Genomic DNA, 19,395 nt, shown 5'->3' on the forward strand with positions numbered 1-19,395 from the left:
ACCTCCTAGTCTTCCTCGGCCAAGTCCAGCACGTCCAAAGACGAAAAATCTTCCAATACGATATTGTCCAAATTGGCCACAAAGGACACTCGGATATATTTGGGAAATTGAGTAGCCAACCCCTGCACCTGCTCACGGAAGGCGTTCACGTCAATGCCGTAAATGTCGTGGGGGGAAATCCCCGTAGCGTCCGGGTTGTTGTGGGCGTTGGCAAGTTCCGAGAATGTGAAGCTCTTGCGATTGGTATGTTCGGCGTATAGGTAAAGCGCATAGAGGAGAGCTACGGCATGGGGATAGTCCCAACCGGCGCGAAGGTAAGAAAATGTATTTTTGCTCAATTCAATAGGCATCCCCTGTTTGAGTGCTGTACCAATCGGTGACATCCGCAATGTCTCTGATAAAGCGGTAACGGCGTTTTCTCTGCTGGATTTTGAAGCACTTTCTCCAAGCATCACCACAAGGTCGCCTTTTTCGTAAGTTGCGCCTATTTCTGCATTTAGGCAATACCAATTGCAAATGGTGGAATTATATGCAAGGTTTGCCCAAATAATTGCCCAAGAAAAAGGATTGTAGGGACCCATTTGCATGATTTTTTCGCCGAGGGCAGATATAGAAAGCGCACGATTCTTATCAGATTCGATGATTTTGCTCTCTTTAAGCCAAACCTTGAGAGCATCGTACTGACGATTTCCCAAAACATTTTGAGAGAAGCAATCCATGCCAGTATCAAAAAAGTGTTCAAGAAATGCCTGCCTGAATCCAAAATGCTGATAAGGATTCAATCCTTTCATATTCACGCTTATACCTCCTAAATTTGTCGTGCTTAGAGATTTCGCAATTAGACAGCTTTTTTCTGAAAATGTCAGGCAGTTTGAACAATGTACACACATTGATTCACGGATGAAAATTTTTCTGTCCGCTTGTATAGTAAATGCCCCAGTGGGGCATTGAATGACACAGGCTTTGCAACCCTTACAAAAAGCCACTTTATACGCAATTCCTCTGAGATGACTTACGCAGAATCTATCCATATTTGAGAACGGTTGATATGTTATTTGTACATTCCCATCAGATTCCCTTATATTATATGTATAATTACGATCGCTTATTTTTTGGATACCTTTTTTTTTGCTTTGTTCCGTTATAGTCCCTAAAATTGGGGCTACAGATAGCCAATTTTGAACGGGAGATTTTATTCGTAGTGTAAATTTATTATCCCTAATTTGTTCTATCACGCGATTGCCGCCATTTGGCAAACCGCGACCTCCCATTCGCGCTTTCCATCCGCCGCTTTCGATATATTTTTTGAATTCCGTTTCGGGTTTCGTCCTTTTAGCATATGCCTCAACCAAGGATAGAAGATTACTAATTTCGTTATTATAATGCAGGTTTGCAATACTGTCCCACCATTCAGAAGAAAGGGGGCAAACTTTACAACCCACTCGAAACATTCCAATTCGATATGCGGAATTAAGAAGCACATTATTAAATAAAAGATAGCAGTAAATTTCAGATGTATTCCATTTATGAATAGGACTTACATTGATTTGACTTATATTCTTAGCACCTTCGCTAATCTCATCATATTTTGCCCTTCGTGCGCTTTCCTCCGCTCTTACGCCATCAAAAACTACCGCCTTAACATCATTTCTGCCGGTAATTTCCCTCAGTTTTATTATCGTCGGCACAGATTTATGCACGGAGCAACACCATCTCATGCGTCTGCCGGGAGGCCCGAATTCATCCCACGTCTCATCCGGCTCCATGTGGCACTTGGCCTCGGCAAAACGAAGTTCGGGATAAAGTTCTTTGGCTTTTTCCACGGCCTTTAACGTGTCGGAAAGCTCCATGCCAGTATTGGAAAATATCACGTAAAAATCGTTGGGAGCCAAGGCTTTGGCGCACAAATCCAAAAGGACAAGGGAATCCTTGCCGCCGGAAAAAGCGCATACGAAAGCATAGCCTTTTTGCTTGTATTTCTCGTATTGGCTTTGGATAAAACCAATGGCCTTTTGTTCCAAGCTAATCATCAGGGAGCTGTTGACCTCGTAAAGCAGCTTCACGTCCACCGGCTGAAGCTTAAGTCTTTCCTCCGTCAGCCTGTTGACAGTAGGCTTGGTGTAAAAACCGCCGCCCACGGCCTCCGCCACGGGAACGCCGTTCATGACATAACGTCGAATCCCCTCCGCCCAAAGAAGCGGGGCGTCCGTATCTTTGGGGTAATCCCAAAATTCATCCATGCCAAAGAAATCAAGCTCTTCATGAAAGACCGGCCTTATCTCCTTGATGATTTTCGCATCTATCGTCAGACGGAAGATACCGTATTCCTTTGTCCATTCATAACCATACACGGATTTTCAATCCTCCGTCCATCAAAATTTAAATTCTCAAAGCAACATATTTCCCCTCGGCATCCCAAACGAAATGTTCATCATTTGGGAGAACCTTGGGCATATTCCAAATAAGTTCGCTTCCGGCGATTAGACCGCGCTTTACCAAAAGCTGCCGAAGCTCCTCCGATTCAAACCGTCGCTCGTCGATGCCGTCGTCCAATATCACGGAAATAACAGCGTCGGCAAAGGTTTGGATTTCGCTGCTTATGCTCGCCACCATAGCCCCCAACGTATCCAAGCGTTGATTGACTGATGCACGAATTACCTTTGCGTCAATATCGCCGCCATAGTGCATCAATACGCTTTGCAAGAGGAGCAAAGTCCACTCCTTGCCGTTTGGGAGTTCCGGCAACAGCGTATACCAATAGGAGTCAATATCCCGAAACACCACATGGTCGCCGGAGTCGTCAAAGAGTTTTCGGAAAGCGCCGCTCGTTTTTTGCAGCCATTCCTCATCGATGCCCATGCTGTCCTTCGTAATAAATACGCCCGGCTCATACAAAAGGAAAATCGGCTCGTCATAAACCTTCATTTGTTGCCGCAAGGAAGCGGTTTGTATCCCCAGCCCTTGCAGGTAATTTCCCAAATCCTCTTGACGAAAGAAACCCTGATGGTCATGGGCGTATTTTTTCATTATATCAAGTTTTGAAGCAATCTTTTCTTGATTTTGGGAAATATGCGTTTTATTGCAAAAGGTGTAATGTTTTCCCTGATAGCCTTTTTTATCAAATAAATGCTCGGCTATATCAAAAATCTTGCGCTGGTCGGCCATGTCATTTTCATGGAGAAATAAGTCCATTTCTGCGCGCGCATATTCATACAGCTGGCTACAGGACACATAACCGGCATTCTTCGCCATAAGTTTCGTTAAAATGTCATCCATTTGGCGCGCGCCTTCTTCCCATTCGGAAAAAGAATCCTCGTGAATCAGGCGGTCGCCTATGGAAACGATTTTTGTGGACGCACGGACTATTTTGGCCACATTCCACTCTGACGAAGAAAGGGTACGAGCCAAATCGGTGACCGAAATGCCCTTGAGTTCGGATTGCAATACGACATCTTCCGCACGGAGACGAATCGCCTCATCAAGTGAATTTTGAGTATTTCCCTTATCGACGGCGATAGCATTGCCATTGATTGCCTCGCGGGATTTATCTTTTTTGATGCCGTATATGACAATTTGCTCTTCAGAATAACCGCAATATAAGCAAAATGACAAAATAATTTTCATCAACGCCGGGATGTCCCGATTTACATTTATCCAGTAGTTATTTGACAATCTGGCGCAATTCAATTTTTTGATTTTGTTTTTTAAGAAAAACGGTTTACCGTTATTCGATGATGATAACGGCCTTTTGTACAAAACGGCAAGTGCCGGATTTTTGGCATTGATTTCATGCTCAACAACCGCCGCCAAAATCTTCGCCCATGTTTTTCCGGTTATAGTTGCGTCACCTATTGCAACATATGCCGGAATCGTTCGCATGAAGTCCTTGGGGTTTGTGAAATCAAAGCGAATCCACTCCGATGTATATCTGGCAGGGGCAATATTTAGTTTTCCCGGTTGAAAATCAGTGTTCTCGCTCATATCAATTCACAACTTCAATCTCAAAACGCCACTTTGTTTCAATTTTGATCGCAAAAGCACACGACATATACCTTATTATAACTCTATATAATTCTACACAAAAATTAAATTTCCTTCATTCCTACAAAATAATTTGTGATTATTTTCCCAAAATCCGCCGTACAGTTTCCAAGCCGTCTTCCCGAGCCAAAGTCCCATAAGAGAACCGCTCGTCCTCCGTGACTTCCCGTCCGAACCAAGACGACGGTTTGAAATCGGCGGCATCGTCAACATTATCAAATTGACCTCGGCATAAGAAAATCCTGCAAGATGTTTCTCGTGGACATGAATTTCTGCCGTGCGCCCGTCCGGGAGCGGCAAGCGGTAACGGCGTTTTTCTATCATGCGCGTACTGGGCATGAGCCGCTGAGCAAGGCTCTCAAATTCCTGCTGGGAAATTTCCGTCTCCCATTCCTCGCGCACCAAGCCCGCTCCACGTTTTACCGTCAGCGTGAACTTGCCATCCCCGGTCTGCCGGATGCGTATCTCCGGTAGGAGGGACACATAGCCTTGACGGATAGCGTCGTATTCTGTAGGCAAAGGAGGGAGCGTGTCTATGAGGAATTGCCGTTCGATTTCCATGATGCCTCCCGTCAGCAATCCCACTCGTCATAACCCGGCTCACAGGATAAGTGCTTGAAGAAGCAAGCATCAGCCGAATCGGGGATATACAAATTCGCTCCCATGCGGTTCATTTCCTGCATCTTTATAAGCACCAAATTGTGGTCTACACCGAAAAGGCCGCCCATCTTGTAGGTCGTATAGCCATTTTCATAGGCCTCGAGCACATCTTCGTCGGAAATCAAAATGTGGATTGCGATGATGTTGGCCTCGTTTTCCGTTTGATTTTTCATGTTGAACATTCTGCCCATTTCGTTAAAGCCCTTGGAAGCCGCTATCTCCCGATGTAGCGTGTCGTGTCCCACCTCATGCGCCACCACCGTTCGGAGGAGCGCGCCGTGCAATTGGTCATTGAGAAGAATAAACCTTTGCCTCACTTGGTAAGTGTACACGCCCAGCACATTGCCGAATCCTGGGTAGAAATTCACTTTGATTCCGAGCCGCTGGGCGAACTTGACCATATTCCATGTGCTGCCGCCTAAATTGACGAGTTGCCTTGCCTTCTGATGAAGCACGTTTGCATTCATCATATGTCCTCCTGAAATCAAAGATATTTCTTAAGTGTGTATTTCTTTGCCTCTTTCTTGGCTTCCCAATACGCCGCTTGAATCGCCTGCATGACGGCATCCTTATCGTCCTCGGAAATATCGCCGCCGGCGAACATTCCTTTGACGTTTTCCACCAAAGCGGCGGCTTGCCGCCGACCGCGGCTGCCATACGCATCTGCGGCGGCATCCAGGAAAATCTCATCGTTGCTGTAGAGATACTCCACGTCAACGTCAAAGAATTTCGCCAATTTCGCGTAGCCTTTGCGGTTACGCGGATGGCGCTGGCCGCTTTCATAGGACAGATATGTGCCGCGGGTAACACGGATGGCATCGGCGACCTCCTGCTGCGACAAATGCCGCGCCCCGCGCAATTTCTTGAGTTTTTCACCCAAACCGCTCATGAAAAATACTCCTTCCGTGCCTGATAATGTAAGTGGAAGAAATCTCCCTGTCTGTGACAGATAATTATACATACTTAAAACAAAAATGTCAACATTTCCTTCACAAAAATTTTCAAGTGCCGTGAAATGCCATCAAAACAAGACTTGCAATTTTGGAAGCAGAACAGACATGGGTCCTTGCCCTTTTACGCTCTTAGTTCCTTGATATTAAAGGGATAATCTTATCTCGATACGCAGAAGCCTTGATTTTACTGGCCGGAAAATTTTCTGTAATTTGTCCTTGACAAACTAATACACTTTCTCTATAATTATAATTGAACATCAATTAAACATTTTATTTTGCCAATTGGCTTAGTTAGGAGGATGCGGATTGGACTGCCAACCGAATGTAGGACGAAGTTATGTAAGCATGGAGCGGCTCAGATGCCCCGTTTGCGGAAGGCGAGCGGCGGACATTGATGCCAGAGGCAATGTGGAACTGGAACTCAAGTGTCCCCACTGCCACAAGCTGGCGAAATTCAAATATGCAGGACGGCGCGCCTTGACCATGAGGCCGGCAGTCTGAACATATCGACCAACATACCGAGCAACGGAGCCGAAACGAGCTACCAAATGGCCGGATGATGGTAAAGCGGTGAGTTTTTTGCGCCTTGGCGCATGGAAACTCATATTCCCGTAAGGGTGCTTTATCCTCATCTGCACTAGTCAACAAAAACTGGACACAAAAATTTAAAAATTATCCACGGAATCTTGAATATCATACAGCTCCATCGAAGATACGGTACTCAGAATACCGATAGCAACCTTTCAGACGTTACCTGCGATGGTCTGGACATCATGTTCTCGCTTGGGCGCAAACCGTTCCCGATACTGCTTCGGCGTAAGGTATCCAAGCGTGTATGCTGGGCGTTCTTCGTTAAAGAATCGTATGTAATCGGATACCTGTTCCGGGACGTTCTCCGGTGAGGTAATATGGAAATCCGTAAAGAGTTCGGTCTTGATCCAGCCGTTGATAGACTCCATAGCAGCATTGTCGGTTGGTGTGCCGGCTCTGGACATTGACCTTGTAATGTTGTACATGGGCAAGAGTTCGTTGTAGCTCTTGGATGCATAGACAGAACCTTGATCGCTGTGCAGAATAAGTTTCTGTTCCAGATACTGTTTCTTGAATGCAAGCACATCCTGCAAGCCGTCGAGATAGGTCATGCGGTCGCCGCGCCTGGATGAAAGTGCGTGAGCTATGAGTTCGTCATTCCACAGATCCATGTATAGCGTGAGCTCGTAGTATGTGCCCTTCACATAAAAGGCGGCCATATCACTCACCACGCACTCCATCGGACCTTTGATGCGTACTCCTGCGAGCAGCAGGTTCGGATAGGTTCTCAATGGATCTCCTAGCTTCTTGTACCTGTAGTGTTTGGAAACACTCTTGATCCCTGCAATCTTGCAGCATTTATGGGCATAAGGATCGGAAAAGAGGATTCCCTTATCTAGCCGGATTTTGGCATTCAGCCAGCGGTAGCCGTGGGAGGGAAAACGGTTATGGTATTCCTGAAACAATGCAATGCTCTGCACAAGCCGTTTTTTCTGCTGAGACAGATGTTGCACACTCTTTTTCCAATGGTAGAAGCTGCTGCGCGGGATGTCGATTCTTTTGCAGAGCAGCTGGACGGGGAATTGACCGGAAAGTTCCATGACTACTTGGTACTCTTCCTGCCGATAGGAATGAACGTCTTGTGTGCACCAACTCCTTCCACCAGATAGCCTTTTTTTAAGCGTGCCTCTGTAATCTTTGCCATCGCAAGAGCATCGATCAGTTCTTCTTTCGTCATGGATTGGAGATCTTCCAGCCCTGTTGGAGTCGGTGCGGATTTTGTTTTGGCAAGCCCGCAAATACGCTTGGTTCCCTTTCGCGGCGGGATATGGTTGACATCGCGGTACAGCCGCATATAATCGCGTGCGGTCTGCTCGCTGATCTCGTATTCTTCCGCTGCTTCATACCTTGTGAGTTCACCGTCATAAATCCGGCGGCCTATGATGAGCCGTTGCGCCTTGGTGTACTTCATGTGATAACCTCCTGCCTACATCGGGAGATAAGCTGTCCACTGCTTGTTATCCTGTGCACAGAATACCGCAAGCAGTGTCCATTTTCTACCCCCTCTGTGTCCAGTTTTAGTTTACCACTTCAATACAAATTAACGATAGCCTTCTCAGGGGTGTCGCTTGACGCCAAGGGGTGTCGGCTTTGAAGAGGGGTGTCGGTTAGACTTGGCATTTCATAGAGGAGTGATACTCAAATTATGGCATTTGATTTTGAAACACATGGATCACAAATATCACAAGACGTTCTAATCCGCTGTGAAAATTGTGGATGTGAGTTCTTTATAAGTACAGATGAAATAGAGCGCGATGAAGGTTATGAAAATGCCCCTATGGGGACACGAATAAATTATAGGTTCTATGCTGATTGTTCATGTCCGGAGTGTGGAAACAATATATCTTTTCAGCAAGATGTATCTGAGTATCCAGAGGGTGCCATAGAAAACGTGTATTATCCAGAATGCTTTGGAGCCGAAATTCTTAACTCACCTGACATCGAAATCCCAATCTACGACGATGAAATATATGTCTCAGATGATCCTTTGTATTCGAGACAACTTGTTGCAGAACCCAAAGTCTTAAATATCAAGGGAAAATTAGCTATTGATATCGTTGATGGCGATGCACATATTGGAGATCAACTATACCTTCCCAATAAGCGGACAACAATCTTGCTGAATCCGGCACAGAGACTTCTTTCAATCCTTATTGACGAAACAGGTTCTATCCATTTTGAGGAAAATCGGGCGGTCTTTGCAGAAGAAATCGGGCGGTCTTTGCAGAAGTATTGCAAAAAAATCCAAAGATTGGAGCAATGCGTTTACTTGGAAAAGTTGCTGAAGCAGTTATCGTAAGGAATTGTACCGATAACACACAACTAAATCGCGCATGGCTTTCTAAAGCAAGAAAGAATCGAACCACGCAAAGATTTGCTGATTCGTTTAAAGCCATTGGTATTGGGCTACATTCAACAAAAAGAAGATATCCAAGAAAATATAGCCCGTCAGATCCACAAAGAGATGTCATATGGATAAACGATGGAGGTGAATGCGCATTAGTTGCAGGTAGTCAAGCTACAGCAGGAACGATTGCAGGTCTTCAGATAAAAGTTAGCGGGAATGGCTTAAATTACATAAGGAAATCATTAGCGGACTTGCGATATGAAGTTCCTCTTGTCTATTTTCCTATGAATAATGATTTTGAAAAAGTTCTTGACCGAGTAAATAAAATGGGTTTGGTTGTAGAGCCAGGACTGGATTTTATAAATGTAAGAGAAATTGACGAGGATGCATTTTTTGAAGTCCGGGAGTACTATCCGTTATTGCTAAGTTTATTCACAGGAAGGCTTACTGGGGACGACTTCGTTAGAGAGGCATCAGGGATGAAAACTTTGCGGAATGGAATATTGGCAGCCACCATGTTTCTACCAAAGTCAGATATAAGAATTATACATTAAAAAATCCTCACTATTGGAAAGATCCAGTAGTGAGAATTTTTCTTATGCCCGGATTTCCGCTGTCATGCCACTTGAGATGTGGCTCCCAAACACCCAGACCTCCGCACATTTGCTCATCAGCGCGTTCCCGAAGAAAAGTCCAAGCTCGCGCTCAGCGGGATCACTGTCATCGAGAAACTGCGGAAACAAGAGATGCGGCGCGACCGGGATACATCCAGAGTCGACCGCGAATCGGCAGTACCGTCTTGCCGCCATCACGTTGCTGGGAATATCTCCCGCATAGGGCGAGCAGATATAGACAATGGGCCGGAAGGCGTGGAGAGATTTCTTTTCTTCCAGCGCAATCTGGTAAAGTGCATCATAGCATGTCGGGTCCGGATAGCCTTCACTGTTTCTGTAATCCAAAACCGGTATCCTCCTTTCCGGCAGGAAATCAAAAAAGCAGCCTGCCTCACTTTCCACTGGAGGTGACAGGCTGCTTTTGACGAAGCAAACTCAATCTTTTTTATAGAAATCGCAAATATATCCGTCCACGCGAAGTACTAGGCCATCCGCCCAATCCGGGACGCGTCCCATCTGCTCACAGAGAACTTTCAGCGATACCCTCGGATCCGCTCCAATCACAAGCTCGTCATGGATATGCATGACGATGTCGCAGCAGCGGAGCGTCCTCATGCTGTTGCAGAGAATGTCGCGCGAGGTCGCTTGTACGATGTTTTCCACGAACTTCGGCCCGTAGGAATCCAGCCGCTCCCATTTCTTAGCGGAGCCTACGCCCTCGTAAGTGATGCACTCGCTGTCAAACCGGTTCGTTCCGACTTTTGGCTTCACATAGGCGAGATTCCGCCCAGACAGCAGCCGGATAAAATGCATGCCGGACTGCCAGAAGAAGGTGAGCTTTCCAAGGCGAGTGCTCCTGTGATACTTCACCGCCTGCATGACAGCCTTGTCCACATCCCACCAGAAACAGACAATCTGCTGATTGGCAGCCCGCCAAGAAGAGACGATGCCGGGAAGCTCATCTTCCGAAATCCCCATCTCCAAAGCGCCCATCGCCTTGAGCGCACCGGTTGAGCCGCCGTAGCCGCAGGCAAGCTCCGCAATTTTGCCTTTCTGGCGAAGCTCGCCGTTAATGCCATGCTTGACTACCTGAACGCCAAACATGCGGCTCACGGTCGAGCAGTAGATATCTTCCCCATTAGCGAATGCGTCTGACTTCCATTTCTCGCCCGCGTACCAAGCGATGACGCGCGCCTCTATAGCTGAGAAGTCCGCCACATAAAACGGGTACCCGGTTTCGGGATGAAAGCTGTCCGGATGAGCTGCGAGAGCGTATCCGGCACGTCTTCGTAAAGCATCTTCACGGTTTCATAGTCTCCGGATTTCACAAGAGCGCGTGCGGCATCCAGATCAGGCAGATGATTCTGCGGGAGATTTTACAGCTGGATCAGGCGTCCGGCCCAGCGGCCAGTCCGGTTCGCTCCATAGAACATGAACATGCCTCTGGTGCGGCTATCTGCACACACGGCTCGTTCCATTGTTTGATATTTCTTAACGCTGGATTTGGCAAGCTGCTGCCGGAGTTCCAGCACCTCCGCAAGTTCAGGCGGAGCCGTCTTAAGAAGAGCGGCTACGGCCTTCTTGCCAAGGCTGTCGACCTCCATGCCGTTATCTGCGAGCCACTGCTTCATCTGCTGGACGCTGTTCGGATTATCCAGATCTGTAAGCCGCCTTATCTTTTCCGTCAGTTCCCGGCGGGAGCGGGAATCCATTTCGATGGCCTTCTTGACCAGGTCCATGTCAATCCGCACGCCGCGGTCGTTGATTTCCTGATCGATGTGGTATTCGTCCCAGACAAATTCCGGAACGGGAAAGTTGGCAAGCCACTTCTGGATCGCCATCTCGACCTCAACATCACGCTTGTTGTAAGCCTTAAAGGTCGACCATTTCTCCGGATCATCAGAGGGAAGGTTTCGAGTCCTGCCGCCATTTGCCTTCGTCGGCACGCAGGGAACAGAGAAAAAGCGGATCAAGCTCTTGCCTTCATCCATCTTCTGGTCAGCCAGATTCAGAACCTTGCCGACGCCCTTCAGCGACAGCGGAAGTCCCATCGTCGCCGACCAGACCATCGAGCATTTCCAGCCTTCCGGATTCAGAAACCTGGCATATTCAGTCGAGAGAGGATGATGGTCGTGAAACGGATCGAGGCTGACTCCTTTATCCCGGAGGAATCTTGACAGGTAGACACGTTCAAAGTTTGCATTGAAGGCTCATTTCGTTATGTCATCATCCGTCAGCGCTTCAGAGATCCCTTCCGGGATTTCTTCGCCTGATGCCAGATCCACGACCTGAACCTCGCTGCCGTCCAAGCTGTATCCAAAGAGGAGAATCTCAAAGGCGAGTGATTCCGCGTACTTGTACACGCCGCACTTGCCAAGATCGATGTCCGAGAAGGTTTCAATATCGATCGATAGAAATATTTTTTTTGTGATTGTCGCCTCCATTCAAAATGTGGCGGCAGGGATTTCTCCCCGCCGCCAGTAGGCAAGGCCGCTGCGGTTATTTCTTCTCGAGCGCCTTCATACGGCTCTCGTGATATTCCGCATCACGCTTGTCCTGCTTTTCGCGGTTTTCCTTATCCTCCTTGTAGGAGCGGTAATTCGTGATGGTCAGCGTCAGCATGAGGATGATCGCTGCCAGACCACCGGCATAGACAATGATGTAAAGAATCGTGTTCATGATATTTTCCATAGCCTTGTCACCTCATTAATTCAGAAAGTCGTCGTCACCGTCGGTTGCGAATTCCGCAAAGTCGGACTCTTCGCTGGCCTTACTGCCGAGCGGCTCGCCGTCACGGATCTTCTGCAGATTGTTAAGCCCGCAGGCGATGCCGCAATTACCAGAGCTGTTGAACGCGTAGAACGTGATGGACGCTCTGCCGTACACGCCGGAGTAGACTTCGCTTCTCGACATGATTGGATTTAGATCGGCATCCACAATTCCGGGAGCCGTTGTAGCGTTGGCGTTCACGAAGTAGGCATTGCGATAAGCCTCGTCATCAGGCCTCTCGCTGTCGCCGTCACGAAGTGGCGTCTTGATCGCCGAGAGCGCCGGAACCGTGCGGCTGTTGCCCTTGAGCTTTCCTTCGCCTTCTTTGTAGGCGGCTTCAATGGCAGCCTTGATCTTGTTGACCGTGACCGTGTCGGACTTCGGGATAATCAGGCTGACCGAGTACTTCGGCGTGCCGCCGTTGATGGATTTCGGTTCCCAGACATTGGCGTAGGACCAGCGGGTGTTTACGCCAGTGATGACTTTCATCGGATTCTGCATTTTCTTACTCATAGTTTTTGTCCTCCATAAAATCATTTTTTGCTGTATTGAGTGCCGGTCTTTTATCCGACTCCGGCACCAGAGTTGGTTTGCCCTGCGGCTTTTCGATGTACGCCGACAGAAGATCGTTAAATCGGTTTTTGCCGAGGAGCTTCTGCATGGCGGTAATGCCGAGCAGCTTCTTCTCATACGGGTCATACCCAGCATCGGTGACGGCCTTGGCGACAGCTGTCTCATTCGTGTACTTCCGGACAAATCTGCCTTCGACGAGCTTGAAGCCGTGCCATTCCTTTCCGGAGATGGCCTGCTGCAGGGCATATTCCGTGATGTCGGATGCCCACGAAACAAGGTCGTCGACTTTAGAGGGAATGACTTCAATCTCCGTATCCGACAGCTCTGGTGGAAGCTTGAAATCGTACTGGGCGAGCTTCAGATTGGCCTCGGCTCTGGCGCGGCAGATGGTTTTGGCCTTGCAGAACCGGCACCATTCGCCGCAGGAGAATTCACCATTACCATCCCATGCCCGGTCGGCTGCAGGCTTCAGCACCTCATCGGCCCACTTGAGTAGGTCAGCTTTCAGGATTTGCCATTCGCTGACGTTCTGCCGCCTCGGCTGATAGATCGTGAACGCCACTGTGTCAATGTCGTAGATGTCATCGAATAGCTCCAAGGCTCCGAGCCCGTAGCATTTGAGCTGGGGATTGTTCTCAGCGAAAACGGGAATCCCGGTGCCGTATTTCAGGTCAATAATCCGAAGCGTCCCATCCGCAATGACCAGCGCATCTGCTGTGCCAAATCCCTGCTTTACCCAGCGGGAGAAATCCACCCTGTGCTCGATCAGAACAACCGGGTCAGCGCATGTTTCCTTTGCGGCTGCAACCTGTTCAAGCACATAGCCTGCGTACTCATCCGTTGCCTCATCCATCTCTTCGTTATAGAAGGTAAGATTCTCAGTTGGATCCTCCGCCGGGTACTCGAGTGCCTTCCGGAGCTTGAATTCCGCGAGGCTGTGTGCGCAGGTGCCTTCCAAGGCGTAGCTGCTTCCGGTGTCCTCGAAACCTTCGCTGAGCCGTACGGACGGCGGGCAGTGCAGCCACCTGTCGGCGCTGGATGCGGACAGGACCGCGTGTTCTTTAGTGCTCATTTGAGGTCCTCCGCGTCCTGAAGCAGGGCTTCGTAATTTGCCGGATCTACTGCCGAAAGCTTGCTGGCACCATATTTATGGAGCAGCTCACGAATCTCAGCTGTATGACCGGCGCGGGATTTCTCTGCGAGAACCTTCCGCACATCCTCGAGCTTCAGTTCCCTCTTCGGTACTGACTTTGCTTCCGGTTCTGGCACAGGTATTTCCTCTGTTTCAGTTCCGGAGAACTATCGGTAGAGCCAGTTTGCCGCGTCATTAATAACAGCGGCGGCATCGCGCAGGTCTTTGATGGTTTGATCCAAATCGGCCATTTTTGACATCGTCTTTTCTTCCTTCCTCGGATTGACTGTCTGCGGCAAGAATGGTCAGGTTTCTTGCCAGTCGGGCTGACACACGACTGATCGCGAATAGAACTGCTATCACTTCCGTGTCTGCCGGACCTCTGTTGCGTGTCTTGTTCATCGCTACCTCCAATCCGGAGCATCCTGTGTTCGTGCTCCTTACACTTCCCACTGGAGGCGAAGGACCCGTTTTGACGAAGGAAAGAGAAAAAATTTAGAAAAAACTCCGGCCACCTGAGCGGCAGCCAGAGCAGACGATTAAAACCAGTCCGGGAATTCCTCGGACAGCTTCTCTTTCACCTTATTCAGACGTGAGCGGAAGGTGGTCCGCTTGATTCTAATGATGTCGGCGATGGTCTCATCCGAGAGACCCTCCAAACGGAGCTCACCGATCTTTATAGCTTCCGGCATCAGCTCCTGCAGACGTTTGATGAGCTGCTCCAGCTCGGCTTTGTCTGCGAGAACGTCTTCGATGAGGGGAGCGTTGTCCGGGATGTAATCTGCGAGAGTGCCTTCGCCATCTGGGAGAGGTTCATCGAGAGAGACTCCCTTGTTGTTGTGGAATTCGCAATCGAGGCAGCAGCAGTCACAAAGCCACCATTTATTTCTCGGGCAGAAGCATTCACCGCGAGACTGCATGCGCTTTCGATAGGCCGTGCGCTTCCGGTCATACTCTTTGTACTGATCCTCTGACACCTCATACCATGTGCGGGTGTTTTTGTCATAGATGCGGAAAGAATTAGATTTTTTACTCATATTCGACTCCTTTGGATTTGCTGAATCCGCAGAAGCCGATTCGTCCGTAGAGACAGAGAAACGGCCTGAGGCACATAGTTATTCCTGCAAGGAATGAGCTATGTCCTAGGCCGTCTAGCAGCTCTGCGGACTCTGTTTGGCTAAGTTTTTATGCCGATAAGATGTCTACTGCATAGAAACCAGTTGTGGTATGTGTTATACGGGAACAAATGCTTCCTCGTATAACCGTGAACGAATCACCTATTGGGATGTTGAACTGACACAAGGACTTATGAGGCCCCTTTGTTTGAACATCACCCGTCTTGTCGTTTGCCCTACATAGCAGGTGATTATGGCTATTTCGGACATCCTTAAATCCGTCTTCGATAGGTATGCCTCCTTTCATCAATTTTGTTGCCAAAAGGTAACACATCGGCCAAAAAATAAAGCCGAAACGCCATATTGCAATCACAGCGCTACCCATTGGTAACAAAGACATTATATCAATACTGTTACCTATTGTCAAATATCTTCAAAAAGATGTTGCTAAACAGGAACATTGGTGATATAGTATAGGCAAAGGAGGTGCGACACATGAATCTGGGTGAATACATTTCTCAGAAAAGAAAAGAAAAGGGATGGTCGCAGAGAGATCTTGCTGCCGCATCCGATATTAGCAATGCCGAGATTTCAAGAATAGAGTCTGGTAAAAGAAAAGAGCCATCTCCAAGTGTGCTCAAGTCTATTGCCAATGCTTTATCAATTCCGGTAGAAGACCTTCTTCAGGTCGCCGGGGTGTTGGAAGAAAGTACTGTAGAAAAGGGAAGGCAATTTGTGGCATCTATGAGCGACCAGCCCATACCGAAAGATCTGACAGAGGAAGAACTGGAAGAAGTAAAGAAGTTCGTCGATTATTTAATCAGTAAAAGAAAATAAAAAACTCGTTGCAGTAAGAGACATCCTCATAACTGCAACGAGTTTTGTATTTCACCTTATATTGATTCGTACCGGTTGTACAGCACTGAAGCGGCCAGCGGTTTCACGAACGATTTCTGAATACAGATTGCCAGCAGATGTCAGATCCTCTACTGTGATAACAAGAGAATAAGGTATCTCCTCATCGTCAGCAATTCCCCATCTGGTAAATAATTCAAGCCAAACTTCCCAGCTTCCAGAATCAAAGCTAGAAAATTCATTAGAGAAGTGGTAACACGTATCCCATTTGTTCCGATTATCACTTACAGAAGGATTATCGACAACATTGACGCCATTGGAATTAAGCCGATGTATTGAGGCTGAAATGTATGCGGCTGAATACTCACTTCCTTTTGTCCTGTCTACTGGAGGCCGTGCTATGCAGGTTACGGTAACGCGTATTTTCTTTTCCCCACGTTTTACTTTGAGATCCGCGATGGCAGAAGGAATATGGAATTTAACACGCTTCTTCGTAAGACGATTCATTGTTCCGCTGTTTAAAAAAGTCACCCTGTCTTCCGAAGAGTACATACTGTTTTCAGGTGATGATAATCCTCTGCCATATAAGTTCCCGGCTAAATCCATTTCTTCCTGCGTCATTCCAGTTCTGTCATACGGGGGTATAACTCTGTTATAAAGAAGAGCTTGAGCAAGGCCAACATCATTATTGGGAACGACAGTCATAACCTGCGCGAGATCTCCGGCAACAATTGGTGCAGTGAAACTCGTTCCAGCAGGTGCACAATATCCGGTCTGAGAAAGGCAGAGCGCATATTGGTCAGGTGGAATATTTCCATTTTTGAATTGAGTAGCCCCATAGGCTACAAGATCAGGTTTATAAAATCCATAAAATCCGGGACCACGCCTTGAATATGGAGCTAACTCATTCTTTTTACTTAAACTTCCGGGATGATCGACACCGACAATTGCGCCAACCGTGACGCCGAGCATTGCATCAGCAGGAGAGGCTATCTGCGATAAGTCTTCTGCAACAATATCCTTGAGAGAATCCTGACTTTCAAATAAGTTGTGATTTCCAGCAGAGATAATGAATCGGACACCATATTTCCTGCTCAGAAGATCAAACTCACTCCCGAGCAGGCTCATTTCACTACCCTCGATTGGTTCTGAAGCATTATAAGAAAAATTGAAAATCTTAGAGACTCCCGAAAAATTTTCTACCGCTTCACGAACGCGTTTTAGCATGGTATCTTCAGGCACGCTGTCCGCATCAGCAATCTGGGCATCAATTATTCGGGCCCTTGGAGTAAGATATGGATCTGCGAGATGCATGCCAAGATATCCAAAAGTGACCCTGCTGGAGACAGGTGTCCCGTGACTTCCGAAGGATGACCCTTTGGAACACCCTGATGCCTGCCAATGAACGGGGACAATATCCTGAAGATGATCCGGAAGTGAAACTCCGTCATCGAGTACAACAACAGCGGGTAGTGCAGAGATGTCGATGTTAGGATCCAACTGCAATCCACCACTAAGCGGAGAAACTATGCTGGGCTGGATCCCGTGAAAAAACAAAGTCCTCTCAACCCAATAAACACGCGGATCATCAGCTATTTTATCCACGTTTTGCGGAGACATACTTGCGCGGATTATCGATGTACCGTCGGACAGACGGTATGGCTCATTGTGAATAATTCCTTTTCCTGCTCTGATGCGATCAGAAATGTTGGATTCTGCACGTTGCTGAACATCAGGAGCCATATCAGGGAGCAGAACCACCTGCACATCAATAGAAACGGCATCCGGATTATTCTTAACGTACTGTAATACAGATGTCGCTTTTTTATCTTCCGCTGTGAAGGGCTCAAATTCTTGGATATATTGAAAATCCTTCTTCGTTCCTTTTTCTTTATAGCGATCTACGCGGCCTTGAAGATTGTTAAAAACATCTCTCGGCGCGGATACAATTGCATGTCTATGATCCTTGACAGCATTAATGGTTAGCCCCTCATTCTCAATAAAATCCTTTTGGCTGGCCAAATCCTCTTTATCTTGAAGAATGACTTTAAACGTGATCAGGTCATTTTCGTCAAGAGAGCTTGATGACTGCAAATGCTGGAAGAAATCCACCACACTTTTCAAACCCTGCGACAACTTCTGGCCATGTTCGGAGTGCTCTACATCATATTGGTTGCTTCTTCCTGTGGGACTTTTGTCGATGCTATCTATTTCCTGTTCGGGAATCCATAAATGATATTGTCTGTTGTCAGCCATTATTGCCACCTCTGTATTTATTCACCTGATACTCCAAGGTGCTATGAGATATTCCGAGCGCATTGGCAGCGGCCCGTAAAGACACTCCTCTATCTAGCATTTCAATAATAACTTTTATTGCGTCTTCATTATTGTCGGAGTACTTTGTTTTCTGCTGAATCAGTATCGTTGTAATATCTGTCGTTTGCAGCTTGCCATCAAGTAAAAATTTTTTTGCTGAAGCCAGCATCAATTCATCAATAAGAGCTCCGCTCATCCCATCTGTGATTTTCGCAATAGATGATGTATTAATTTTTGCTGTGATGCCATATTTCTTACGGCCGTTCTGAATAAGAACTTTCCGTTGTTCCAATCCAGGCAGGGCAAGCGTTATGGTTAAATTAAATCTTCTCCAGATGGCAGGATCGAGAAGGTGCTCGTGGTTTGTGGCAGCTATCAAAACTACATTATCCGGTAAGTTATCGAAATTCTGTAAGAGAGTTGTCACCACTCTTTTGAGCTCTCCGAGCTCGTTGGCGTCATCTCGCTTCTTGGCGATTGCGTCAAATTCATCCAAGAAAAGAATGATCCTCTTGTTTTTGACAGAATCAAACACTTTCCGCAAGTTTATGCTGGTTTGTCCGAGATATGAGGAAACCAGTCCATCCAAACGAACGTATGCTATAGGCAATTTAAGGGCATTTCCGATGGCATATGCTGTCATGGTTTTTCCACAACCGGGCGGGCCACAGAGGAGAAGCCTGTTTGCGGCTGGTATATTGTGTTTGTTCAGCCGTTCTGCATTTTTCTGTTCGTCAATAAACTGCTGGATAATTTTTTTCTGGTTCTCTGGCAATACGACCTCATCAAAGGAAACATCTGACGTTACTACATCATACAACTCTAACAGACTATCCTTATCTCTGGGTGCAGCCACGGATGAAGATTGAGAAAAGAAGGCTCCGGATCCACCTACAGAAAAATCTGCGGGTGTGGAGGAGGAACTTTTCTTTTCTTCATAAGCCTTACGGAACCTATTTGCCGTGGGCATGTTTCCCTTTTTCTCCTCGTCTTTTACGAGATTATTTAATGCCTCTGAAAATTGTTGCTCGTCTCCGCTGCAATGAGCAACAATGACTTTTTCAACCAATTCTGCTTTCATGGCGATAACTTCCAATCTTCTGTATTCGTACAAATACGTACATTCAGCCATTATAATAGCAAAAAGCAGTGAATAAGTCAATATAAATTCGTACACATTCGTACAGATTGTGTAGGTTTACAATACATGTGTTACAAAATCGTCATGAAAAGAGGACGCACCTTGTGGTATGCTTTTAAGGAACAAAATCAAAAAAGCAAAGGAGTATCCTCTCATGAACAGAATAGCACAAGAAGCAGCCTTCCGTCTAGCCGTAGTCCGGTATGCCGAACGGCACGGCCCATCAAGGGCAGCCATCCAGTACCGTGTCTCTCGCATCGTAAGTTGTAAAATAAATTGACGCAAAAA

General features: G+C 47.2%; 18 protein-coding genes and 1 pseudogene. 3 read left to right on the forward strand and 16 right to left on the reverse strand.

Features of this window, described 5'->3' with window-relative positions; translation table 11 throughout:
- Positions 1-5: 5 nt before the first annotated feature.
- The 7 genes from HMPREF1985_RS08735 to HMPREF1985_RS08765 all read right to left on the reverse strand — a co-directional run bounded on the left by HMPREF1985_RS08735 (position 6) and on the right by HMPREF1985_RS08765 (position 7,656).
- Positions 6-2,351, reverse strand: a complete 2,346-nt coding sequence (locus tag HMPREF1985_RS08735; protein ID WP_021772230.1) for a phosphoadenosine phosphosulfate reductase domain-containing protein — start codon at positions 2,349-2,351, stop codon at positions 6-8.
- 28 nt (positions 2,352-2,379) lie between these two features.
- On the reverse strand, positions 2,380-3,981 hold the full coding sequence (locus tag HMPREF1985_RS08740) for a hypothetical protein (protein ID WP_021772231.1): 1,602 nt from the start codon (positions 3,979-3,981) through the stop codon (positions 2,380-2,382).
- Between the two features lie 93 nt (positions 3,982-4,074).
- Entirely contained in the window at positions 4,075-4,602 is a 528-nt protein-coding gene (locus HMPREF1985_RS10860) for a hypothetical protein (protein WP_021772232.1), read from the reverse strand.
- 11 nt (positions 4,603-4,613) lie between these two features.
- Positions 4,614-5,171: an ImmA/IrrE family metallo-endopeptidase gene (locus tag HMPREF1985_RS08750; RefSeq protein ID WP_021772233.1), complete on the reverse strand. Its 558-nt coding sequence runs from the start codon at positions 5,169-5,171 to the stop codon at positions 4,614-4,616.
- 14 nt (positions 5,172-5,185) lie between these two features.
- Positions 5,186-5,590, reverse strand: a complete 405-nt coding sequence (locus HMPREF1985_RS08755) for a helix-turn-helix transcriptional regulator (protein WP_021772234.1) — start codon at positions 5,588-5,590, stop codon at positions 5,186-5,188.
- Positions 5,591-6,397: 807 nt separating this feature from the next.
- On the reverse strand, positions 6,398-7,285 hold the full coding sequence (locus HMPREF1985_RS08760) for an IS3 family transposase (RefSeq protein WP_021772235.1): 888 nt from the start codon (positions 7,283-7,285) through the stop codon (positions 6,398-6,400).
- Between the two features lie 2 nt (positions 7,286-7,287).
- Positions 7,288-7,656: a hypothetical protein gene (locus tag HMPREF1985_RS08765; RefSeq protein WP_021772236.1), complete on the reverse strand. Its 369-nt coding sequence runs from the start codon at positions 7,654-7,656 to the stop codon at positions 7,288-7,290.
- A 234-nt stretch (positions 7,657-7,890) separates the two neighbouring features.
- Between HMPREF1985_RS08765 and HMPREF1985_RS10865 the strand changes: the two genes are divergently transcribed.
- The gene (locus HMPREF1985_RS10865) at positions 7,891-8,544 is read left to right on the forward strand and encodes a hypothetical protein (RefSeq protein ID WP_051349093.1); all 654 of its coding nucleotides are present in this window, start codon (positions 7,891-7,893) and stop codon (positions 8,542-8,544) included.
- Positions 8,505-9,146 carry a hypothetical protein gene (locus tag HMPREF1985_RS11355; RefSeq protein ID WP_155943546.1) on the forward strand — a complete coding sequence of 214 codons (642 nt, stop codon included), beginning with the start codon at positions 8,505-8,507 and terminating at the stop codon, positions 9,144-9,146. Before HMPREF1985_RS10865 ends, HMPREF1985_RS11355 begins: the two co-directional genes overlap by 40 nt.
- 42 nt (positions 9,147-9,188) lie before the next feature.
- On the opposite strand, the gene HMPREF1985_RS08775 is transcribed toward HMPREF1985_RS11355, so the two are convergent.
- The 7 genes and pseudogenes from HMPREF1985_RS08775 to HMPREF1985_RS08805 all read right to left on the reverse strand — a co-directional run bounded on the left by HMPREF1985_RS08775 (position 9,189) and on the right by HMPREF1985_RS08805 (position 14,717).
- On the reverse strand, positions 9,189-9,551 hold the full coding sequence (locus HMPREF1985_RS08775; protein ID WP_040637547.1) for a DUF7768 domain-containing protein: 363 nt from the start codon (positions 9,549-9,551) through the stop codon (positions 9,189-9,191).
- Positions 9,552-9,641: 90 nt separating this feature from the next.
- A pseudogene (locus tag HMPREF1985_RS08780) lies at positions 9,642-11,650 on the reverse strand (DNA polymerase).
- Between the two features lie 55 nt (positions 11,651-11,705).
- A complete protein-coding gene (locus HMPREF1985_RS08785) occupies positions 11,706-11,897 on the reverse strand; it encodes a hypothetical protein (protein ID WP_021772243.1) in 192 nt (63 codons plus the stop codon).
- A gap of 15 nt (positions 11,898-11,912) precedes the next feature.
- Positions 11,913-12,488 carry a DUF2815 family protein gene (locus tag HMPREF1985_RS08790; RefSeq protein WP_021772244.1) on the reverse strand — a complete coding sequence of 192 codons (576 nt, stop codon included), beginning with the start codon at positions 12,486-12,488 and terminating at the stop codon, positions 11,913-11,915.
- Complete coding sequence (locus tag HMPREF1985_RS08795) at positions 12,481-13,620, reverse strand: DUF2800 domain-containing protein (protein WP_021772245.1); 1,140 nt, start codon at positions 13,618-13,620, stop codon at positions 12,481-12,483. Before HMPREF1985_RS08795 ends, HMPREF1985_RS08790 begins: the two co-directional genes overlap by 8 nt.
- Positions 13,617-13,817, reverse strand: a complete 201-nt coding sequence (locus HMPREF1985_RS11480) for a hypothetical protein (RefSeq protein ID WP_021772246.1) — start codon at positions 13,815-13,817, stop codon at positions 13,617-13,619. Before HMPREF1985_RS11480 ends, HMPREF1985_RS08795 begins: the two co-directional genes overlap by 4 nt.
- Before the next feature lie 402 nt (positions 13,818-14,219).
- Complete coding sequence (locus HMPREF1985_RS08805) at positions 14,220-14,717, reverse strand: RNA polymerase sigma factor (RefSeq protein WP_021772248.1); 498 nt, start codon at positions 14,715-14,717, stop codon at positions 14,220-14,222.
- A gap of 573 nt (positions 14,718-15,290) precedes the next feature.
- Between HMPREF1985_RS08805 and HMPREF1985_RS08810 the strand changes: the two genes are divergently transcribed.
- Positions 15,291-15,632: a helix-turn-helix domain-containing protein gene (locus HMPREF1985_RS08810; RefSeq protein WP_021772249.1), complete on the forward strand. Its 342-nt coding sequence runs from the start codon at positions 15,291-15,293 to the stop codon at positions 15,630-15,632.
- 51 nt (positions 15,633-15,683) lie between these two features.
- Here HMPREF1985_RS08810 and HMPREF1985_RS08815 read toward each other — a convergent pair whose 3' ends face one another.
- On the reverse strand, positions 15,684-17,906 hold the full coding sequence (locus HMPREF1985_RS08815) for a S8 family peptidase (protein WP_021772250.1): 2,223 nt from the start codon (positions 17,904-17,906) through the stop codon (positions 15,684-15,686).
- Positions 17,899-19,047: an AAA family ATPase gene (locus HMPREF1985_RS08820; protein WP_040637516.1), complete on the reverse strand. Its 1,149-nt coding sequence runs from the start codon at positions 19,045-19,047 to the stop codon at positions 17,899-17,901. Before HMPREF1985_RS08820 ends, HMPREF1985_RS08815 begins: the two co-directional genes overlap by 8 nt.
- Positions 19,048-19,395: the final 348 nt, after the last annotated feature.

The sequence above is a fragment of the Mitsuokella sp. oral taxon 131 str. W9106 genome (assembly GCF_000469545.1).
Lineage (GTDB): Bacteria > Bacillota > Negativicutes > Selenomonadales > Selenomonadaceae > AWVT01.